Below are 7,814 nucleotides of genomic sequence, written 5' to 3'. Positions count from 1 at the left end.
AGCACGCCCTCAGCCGAGGGAGGGGCGGGGGGGGGGGGCCCCCGGCGGGGGGGGGGGGGCGGGCGGCGGAAGGGGGGGGGGGGGTGGGAGGGGAGGGGCGGGGCGGGGGAGTATTGCCTGACATGGGTCCTGACATGGCCCCTGACATGGCCCCTGACATGGCCTTTGTTGAGCGTGTTGGTGAATTCGCGGTCGGTAGTTTATTCTGAACGGGCTGCCGAACAGGGGCGGACACGGTCACCGTGTGTGCTGCTGCTTGAGGTAGGGCTCCCATCGTCTAGTGGCCTAGGACTCCGCCCTTTCACGGCGGCAACACGGGTTCGAATCCCGTTGGGAGTACTGCGAAAGATTCGTCTTCCGTACAACCACACATTGGCCCTGTGGCGCAGTTGGTTAGCGCGCCGCCCTGTCACGGCGGAGGTCGCGAGTTCAAGTCTCGTCAGGGTCGCAGTATACGCAGCGGGCGTACACCACCACGGTGTACGCCCGCTGCGTCGTTGGTGCATGCTTGAGGCATGCGCTACTCCCTCCTCGACCGGGCGAACACACTCTCCGGCTCCACGGACGCCGAGGCCCTGCGGCGGGTCGTGGGCCGTGCGCAGGCCGCTGAGGAGGCGGGCTACCACCGGTTCCTGGTGGCTGAGCACCACGGTGTACCCGGGATCGCCGGCAGTGCGCCCGGGGTCCTCGCTGCGGCGGTGGGGCAGGCGACCGGGACGGTCCGGATCGGGACTGCCGGGATCATGGTGCCGGATCATCCACCGCTCGTCGCGGCGGAGCAGGCGGCGGTCCTTGAGTCACTGTTTCCCGGGAGGGTGGACATCGGCCTGGGGTCTTCCGTGGGGTTCACCCCGGCCGTCCGGCGGGCGCTGCGGCAGCCTGAGGACGCCGGGGAGGCCGCCGCAGGCTTCGCCGCGGACCTCCGGGAGGTCGTGGACTACCTCCGGGGACGGACGGCGGTGACCCTGCGTCCGTCTCTCGACGTCCCGCCCGACCTGTACCTGCTGACGGGTGGTTCGGCGCGCTCGCTCGAGCTGGCGCGGGAGCTGGGGCTCGGGGTGGTCCTCGGGGGGCCCGGGCCGTCCCGTGTCGATGGTGCGGTCGTCTCGCGCCAGGTGGCGGTGGCCGACAGCCGTGACGAGGCCCGGGACCTGGTCCTGCCGGAGGTGTGGGCGCAGGTGCTGGCGAGGAGCACGGGCCGCTTCATGCCGTTGCGTCCGGTGGGGGAGCTGGACGAGGCCGACCTGACGGCGCAGCAGCGCCGACGGGTCGGGCGGGGGCTCGAGGCGGCGATCTACGGCACGCCGGACGAGGTATCCGCCGCGGTGGCCGCGCTGGCGGACAGGACAGGCGCCGCGGAGCTGTTGGTGACCGGAGGTGCCTCGGACCCCGCCGCCCAGGCACGCAGTGATGCGGCACTGGCCGGGATCCTGTCCTCTGTACGCCGTTGACCACGGAATTTGTCTGATTCCCGGGGTGCTGTGTACAGTATCCCATCGTGCACAGCGATCGACTTCGGTCCGACCGCTGGTGATGCACGGCCCTGTGGCGCAGTTGGTTAGCGCGCCGCCCTGTCACGGCGGAGGTCGCGAGTTCAAGTCTCGTCAGGGTCGCAGGATGGTCCGAAGGTTCGCCTCCGGACTTTCTCGCCCAGATAGCTCAGTTGGTAGAGCGTACGCCTGAAAAGTGTAAGGTCCCTGGTTCGATCCCTGGTCTGGGCACAACAGGCACGTCCCCCTCGGCACCCCGGTGCCGAGGGGGATTCTTGTGTCTGCGCGTCACGGGAGGGGCGCCTACACTCGTGTCCATGAGTACCGAGAACATCTCCGTGACCCACGACACCGACGGCAGCCGTTACGTCCTGCAGGTCGACGGGGCCACCGCCGGCTACGCGGAATACGTCCAGCTCGGTCAGGTCCGCGACTTCAACCACACTGTCGTCGACCCTGCGTTCCGGGGCCGGGGCCTGTCGGCCCCGTTGATCTCCGCGGCTCTGGACGCCACCCGTGCCGAAGGCTTCGGCGTGCTGCCGAGCTGTTCGGCGGTGGAGGGGTTCATCGCGAAGAACCCGGGGTACGCCGACCTGGTGCGCTAGATGTTGTTCTGCATGTCGTTGACGTAGCCGGCGGGGTCGACCAGGGGGGTCCGTTCGTCGGCCTTGCGGTGCCGCACCTTCGCCGGGGCGCCGATGAGGATGGAGTCCGCGGGGGCGTCCTTGGTCACCACGGAGTTGGCTCCGATGGCGGAGCGTGCGCCGATGGTGATGGGGCCGAGGACCTTGGCGCCGGCGCCGACCATCACCCCGTCCCCGATCGTGGGGTGGCGCTTGCGCTGCACCAGTTCGGAGCCGCCGAGGGTGACGCCGTGGTACAGCATCACGTCGTCCCCGATCTCCGCGGTCTCGCCGATGACGACCCCCATGCCGTGGTCGATGAAGAACCGTCGGCCGATCGTGGCGCCGGGGTGGATCTCGATGCCGGTGAGGAACCGGGTGAACTGGCTGAGGACGCGGGCGGGCCCCCTGGCGCCGCGGACCCACAGCCGGTGGGCGACCCGGTGGCTCCAGATCGCGTGGAGGCCGGAGTAGACCAGGGCGTTCTCGAGGTCGCCGCGGGCTGCTGGGTCGTGTGTCCTCGCGTTGTCCAGGTCTTCCTTGATGGTGCGCAGCAGACTCACCGGCGGAGTCCTCCTTCTTCTCGGGCGTCAGCGTGTTTCTGGGTACTGCATGGAAAACGGCCTCGGAACTCGGTCACGTCCGTGCAGGTGCGTGTCACCTGATGATACGGACGTTTCCGTGCTCCGGGGCCGTGGGGGTTCGTGCGGGTCGGTGCGGGACGGGTCAGTCGCGCAGGTCGTCGAACAGGAGGGTCGAGACGTAGCGCTCGCCGAAGTCGGCGACGATCGCGACGATGAGCTTGCCCTCGTTCTCTGGCTTCTTGGCCTCCTCGAGGGCGGCCCAGATGTTGGCACCGGTGGAGATGCCGACCAGGATGCCTTCCTTGGCGGCGAGCTCGCGGGCGTACTTGACGGAGTCCTCGATGGTGGCGTCGTAGACGTCGTCGAGGATGTCCTTGTTGAGGTTGTCCGGGAAGAAGTTGGTGCCGATGCCCTGGATCTTGTGCGGTCCGAAGGTGCCCTCGGTCAGCAGCGGGGAGTCCTTGGGCTCGACGCCGACGACGCGGACGTTCTTGTTCTGCTCCTTGAGGTACTTGCCGGCACCGGAGACGGTTCCGCCGGTACCGACGCCGGCGATGAAGACGTCGACCTTGCCGTCGGTGTCCTCCCAGATCTCCGGACCGGTGGTCTTGTAGTGGACCTCGGGGTTGGCGGGGTTGGCGAACTGGCGGGCCAGCACCGCGTTCTCGGTGGACTCGACGATCTCGTTCGCCTTGTCCACGGCGCCCTGCATGCCGGCGGGCGGGGGCGTCAGCACGAGCTCGGCGCCGAGGGCGCGCAGCATGATGCGGCGCTCCAGGGACATGGACTCAGGCATGGTCAGGATGACCTTGTAGCCGCGGGCGGCGCCGACCGTCGCCAGTGCGATGCCGGTGTTGCCGGAGGTCGCCTCGACGATCGTCCCGCCGGGCTTGAGGGAACCGTCCTTCTCGGCGGCCTCGATGATCGCGACGCCGATGCGGTCCTTGACGGAGTTGCCGGGGTTGGCGGACTCGAGCTTCACCGCGACGGTGCCGGGCAGCCCCTCGGTCAGCGCGCCCAGCTTCACCAGAGGGGTGTTGCCGATCAGGTCGGTGATGTTCTCGTAGATCTTAGCCATGCTGGTGAATGGTCCTTTCGTTTCCCTCAGTCCAACAGACCGATCGGTCTGTCTGCATACCGGGGCCAGTGTACACAATCTTCGCCCGCCGTGCCACGGGTACCGGGGCGGACCCGGCCTGCCGGAAGTGATCCTGTGACACAATCAGGGCATGAGTGAACAGACAGGACAGGACCACGAGACCATCGTCACGGCCACCGGAGGGAAGGACGGGGCGGTCGCCACGATCACGCTGAACCGCCCCAAGGCGCTCAACGCGTTGAACCAGACGGTCATGGAGGAGGTCGTCGGTGCACTGGAGGAGTTCGACGCCGATCCGTCGGTCCGGGCGATCGTCGTCACCGGTTCCGAGAAGGCCTTCGCCGCGGGCGCCGACATCACCCAGATGAAGGACCAGACCTGGCCGGACATCAAGCTCAAGCGCTTCTACGCCATGTGGGAGCGGGTCTCCACGGTGCAGACGCCGATCATCACCGCCGTCTCCGGATTCGCCCTCGGCGGCGGGTGTGAGCTGGCGATGATGGGCGACATCATCCTGGCCAGCGAGAAGGCGAAGTTCGGTCAGCCGGAGATCACCCTCGGCGTGATCCCGGGCATGGGGGGTACCCAGCGTCTGACGCGTGCGGTGGGGAAGTACAAGGCCATGGACCTGATCCTCACGGGCCGGATGATGGGCGCAGAGGAGGCGGAACGCTCCGGGCTGGTGTCCCGCGTGCTCCCCGCCGAGGGGTTCCTCGACGAGGTCGCCTCGGTGGCGGACACGGTGGCGGGGCAGTCCTCCGTGGCGTTGGCCGCGGCCACCGAAGCCGTCGACGCGGCCCTGAACACCCCGTTGCAGGAGGGGCTCCGTCAGGAGCGGGAGGCGTTCTGGGGTCTGTTCGCCACCGAGGACCAGAAAGAGGGCATGAGCGCCTTCGTCGAGAAGCGCTCGCCGGAATGGAAGCACCGCTGACATGAGGAGAAGCGCCGAACTCACCCGCACGGTCGACCTTCCCCTGGAGAAGGTCCACGAGATCGCGTCCTCGGAGACGTACCTGCTCACCGTGGACGACGCGTCCACCTCGAAACTCGTCGTCACCGAGGCGGAGCGTCAGGTCGACGGGGACGGTTCGGTGCATGCCCGTGTCGTCGCCGCCCACCAGAAGGACGACGGCAGTGCGGGGTTCAGCATGGAGCAGGTCTCCGACATCACCGCCGTCTCCGACGACGGTTTCGTGTCGACGACCGTGACCCCGCTCCCCAAGGGGATCGGGTCCCTGACGGTTGTCCTGGGGTACACCCGGGCAGGGGAGTCGTCGGTGACGGTGAACGCCGAGATCATCGCCGATGTCGGGATCCCGCTGCTGGGCGGGAAGATCGCGAAGAAGCTCGTGGAGAGTGCGGACAAGACCGTCGACAGCGGGCTGGACCGGATCCGCCGGCTGGCCGCCGGGTAGGTAGGGAAACGGGGGTGTCAGGCTTTTGTTTCTCGGGGGTGGGGAACAACCCCGGTAGGGGGGACGGGGCCTGGACCTGCGTGTTTTGGGGGAGCACTCAGACCTTTCTATACTCAGGGTCTGTAAACCCCGTGTTCCCCCGCACTCGGGTGTGACCTGATCGGGGGTGACAGCCGATCACAACAGAAAGGTGCGCCGTGGAGCAGCAGCGTCACCGGGATGACGACGACGCCATCCGATCAGCACTGTCGTCACTGAAGAACTCGACGGGGATCCCCGTCACGATGTTCGGGTCGTGCCAGCCGGACGGCCGTATGGTGATCAACCAGTGGGTGGGGTTGCGGACGCCGGCGCTCAACAACCTCACCATCGACTCCGGTCAGGGGGTCGGCGGCAGGGTCATGGCGACCCGGCGCCCGGTCGGTGTCTCCGACTACGCGCGCGCCAAGTCGATCACCCACGAGTACGACCGGCCCGTCCGCGACGAGGGGCTGCACTCCATCGTCGCTGTGCCGGTGATCGTCGGCCGTGACATGCGCGGCGTCCTCTACGCGGGTGTCCATTCCCCGGTCCGGATGGGGGACAAGGTCCTCGAGGAGGTCACGATGACCGCCCGGGTGCTGGAACAGGACCTGGCCGTCAACAACGCGTTGCGCCGGACGGAGGGCGGGGCCGCCCGGGAGTCGTCGGCGAAGCCTCCCCGTGCGATGACGGGTGCGGAGTGGGAGCAGGTCCGGGCGACGCACTCCCGGCTCCGGATGCTCGCCAACCGCGTCGTCGACGACGAGATCCGTCGTGACCTGGAGATTCTCTGCGACCAGATGGTCAGTCCGGTCCGGGTGAAGCAGACCACGAAGCTCTCCGCCCGTGAACTCGACGTGCTCGCCTGCGTGGCGTTGGGGCACACCAACGTGGAGGCGGCCGAGGAAATGGGCATCGGCGCGGAGACGGTGAAGAGCTATCTCCGGTCGGTGATGCGCAAGCTCGGGGCACACACCCGGTACGAGGCGGTCAACGCCGCGCGCAGGATCGGTGCTCTTCCCTGATCCCCGGGTAGGATGGGACGGGTGAAAGATCATTTCCTCGTAACAGGTGGTGCCCGTCTCAACGGTTCAGTCCGGGTGGACGGAGCGAAGAACAGCGTCCTGAAACTCATGTCGGCGGCGCTCCTCGCTGAGGGGACGACGGTTCTGCGGAACTGCCCCGACATCGCGGACGTCCCGTACATGGCGGAGGTCCTCCGGGGACTGGGGTGTGAGGTCGAGCTCGACGGGGGGACCGTCACGATCCACACGCCCGCCGAGATCTCCTCGGACGCGGACATCGACGCCGTGCGGCAGTTCCGCGCCTCCGTGTGTGTGCTCGGTCCGCTGACCGCCCGGTGCCACCGGGCGGTCGTCGCGCTCCCGGGAGGGGACGCGATCGGAAGTCGCCCCCTGGACATGCACCAGTCGGGCCTGGAGAAGCTGGGCGCGAAGACACGTATCGAACACGGATGTGTCGTCACCGAGGCCGAACGTCTCACCGGTGCGAAGGTGATGCTGGACTTCCCCTCCGTCGGAGCCACGGAGAACATCCTCACCGCCGCGGTCCTCGCGGAGGGGACCACGGTCCTGGACAATGCCGCCCGCGAACCGGAGATCGTCGACCTGTGCCTGATGCTCCGGGACATGGGTGCGCAGCTGGAGGGGGAGGGGAGCAACACGATCACCGTCACCGGTGTCAGCAGGCTCAACCCCGTCGAGCACGAGGTGGTCGGTGACCGCATCGTCGCGGGCACCTGGGCCTATGCGGCGGCGATGACGCGCGGGGACATCACCGTCGGCGGTATCGACCCCGCCCACCTGCACCTGGTCCTCGAGAAGCTGAAGCTGGCGGGGGCGAGGGTGGAGACTTACCCGACCGGGTTCAGGGTGTCCCAGGAGGACCGTCCCACGGCGGTGGACTACCAGACCCTCCCGTTCCCGGGCTTCCCGACGGACCTGCAGCCGATGGCCATCGCGCTGTGCGCCGTGAGTGAGGGCATGAGCGTGATCACCGAGAACATCTTCGAGTCGAGGTTCCGCTTCGTCGACGAGATGACCCGTCTCGGTGCGGACATGACCATCGACGGTCATCACGTGAGCATCCGGGGTGTGGAGGAGCTCAGTTCCGCGCCGGTGTGGTCCTCCGACATCCGTGCCGGTGCCGGACTGGTCCTTGCCGGCCTGTGTGCGGACGGTGTCACCCGGGTGAACGACGTCTTCCACATCGACCGCGGTTACCCGGGGTTCGTGGAGAAGCTCGTGGACCTCGGGGCGGCCGTTGAGCGCCAGACGGAGGGCGTGGGGCGTCACCACAAGTCCTGACCTGCGGGTTTGTGTGTGTGGTGGGGGTCTGTGTAGATTGATGCGAGTCAGCGAGACACCGGGACGGAGTCCGGGTGGTGCTGGTGCAGGGTGCTGGTCGTCACCGGTTGTTTACCGGTGGGTTGCCTGGTGGCAATGTGATGGTGTACCTTGGTTTTCAGCCGCAGCGGCGTCCTTCCTTTCCTTTGTGTGTGGTTGGGTGTGTTGTGTGCGTGTGTTGTTTGAGAACTCAATAGCGTAACAAACCAAGTATTT

The 7,814-nt window shown here is 67.6% G+C and carries 8 protein-coding genes and 4 tRNA genes; 10 read left to right on the top strand and 2 right to left on the bottom strand.

The annotated features are described in order from the left end of the window. Positions 1 to 266: 266 nt before the first annotated feature. The 6 genes from Q0A34_RS06650 to Q0A34_RS06625 all read left to right on the top strand — a co-directional run bounded on the left by Q0A34_RS06650 (position 267) and on the right by Q0A34_RS06625 (position 2,095). A tRNA-Glu gene (locus tag Q0A34_RS06650) sits at positions 267 to 339 on the top strand. A 35-nt stretch (positions 340 to 374) separates the two neighbouring features. Further along, positions 375 to 448: transfer RNA gene (locus Q0A34_RS06645), tRNA-Asp, on the top strand. 67 nt (positions 449 to 515) lie between these two features. Continuing rightward, complete coding sequence (locus tag Q0A34_RS06640; RefSeq protein ID WP_291479217.1) at positions 516 to 1,451, top strand: MsnO8 family LLM class oxidoreductase; 936 nt, start codon at positions 516 to 518, stop codon at positions 1,449 to 1,451. Between the two features lie 88 nt (positions 1,452 to 1,539). Further along, a tRNA-Asp gene (locus tag Q0A34_RS06635) sits at positions 1,540 to 1,613 on the top strand. Between the two features lie 35 nt (positions 1,614 to 1,648). Continuing rightward, positions 1,649 to 1,721: transfer RNA gene (locus Q0A34_RS06630), tRNA-Phe, on the top strand. 86 nt (positions 1,722 to 1,807) lie between these two features. After that, positions 1,808 to 2,095 carry a GNAT family N-acetyltransferase gene (locus tag Q0A34_RS06625; RefSeq protein ID WP_291479216.1) on the top strand — a complete coding sequence of 96 codons (288 nt, stop codon included), beginning with the start codon at positions 1,808 to 1,810 and terminating at the stop codon, positions 2,093 to 2,095. On the opposite strand, the gene epsC is transcribed toward Q0A34_RS06625, so the two are convergent. After that, positions 2,092 to 2,676 (bottom strand): serine O-acetyltransferase EpsC, encoded by a 585-nt coding sequence (epsC, locus tag Q0A34_RS06620; protein ID WP_291479215.1) that lies wholly within the window; start codon positions 2,674 to 2,676, stop codon positions 2,092 to 2,094. The two genes, Q0A34_RS06625 and epsC, sit on opposite strands and share 4 nt — an antisense overlap. Before the next feature lie 163 nt (positions 2,677 to 2,839). Further along, positions 2,840 to 3,775, bottom strand: coding sequence for a cysteine synthase A (gene cysK / locus Q0A34_RS06615; RefSeq protein ID WP_291479214.1), 936 nt, complete (start codon positions 3,773 to 3,775; stop codon positions 2,840 to 2,842). A gap of 151 nt (positions 3,776 to 3,926) precedes the next feature. Between cysK and Q0A34_RS06610 the strand changes: the two genes are divergently transcribed. From Q0A34_RS06610 to murA, 4 genes are all read left to right on the top strand, one after another. Beyond that, positions 3,927 to 4,727 (top strand): enoyl-CoA hydratase-related protein, encoded by an 801-nt coding sequence (locus Q0A34_RS06610; RefSeq protein WP_291479213.1) that lies wholly within the window; start codon positions 3,927 to 3,929, stop codon positions 4,725 to 4,727. Between the two features lies 1 nt (position 4,728). Beyond that, positions 4,729 to 5,211, top strand: a complete 483-nt coding sequence (locus Q0A34_RS06605; RefSeq protein WP_291479212.1) for a DUF2505 family protein — start codon at positions 4,729 to 4,731, stop codon at positions 5,209 to 5,211. Positions 5,212 to 5,408: 197 nt separating this feature from the next. Then, positions 5,409 to 6,257: an acetate metabolism transcriptional regulator RamA gene (ramA, locus tag Q0A34_RS06600; protein ID WP_291479211.1), complete on the top strand. Its 849-nt coding sequence runs from the start codon at positions 5,409 to 5,411 to the stop codon at positions 6,255 to 6,257. A gap of 21 nt (positions 6,258 to 6,278) precedes the next feature. Further along, positions 6,279 to 7,559, top strand: coding sequence for a UDP-N-acetylglucosamine 1-carboxyvinyltransferase (murA, locus tag Q0A34_RS06595; protein ID WP_291479210.1), 1,281 nt, complete (start codon positions 6,279 to 6,281; stop codon positions 7,557 to 7,559). Positions 7,560 to 7,814 lie beyond the last annotated feature (255 nt).

It is taken from the genome of Corynebacterium sp., assembly GCF_022712195.1.
In the GTDB taxonomy this organism is placed as follows: Bacteria; Actinomycetota; Actinomycetes; order Mycobacteriales; family Mycobacteriaceae; genus Corynebacterium.
This window is presented reverse-complemented; position numbering and strand designations above follow the sequence as displayed.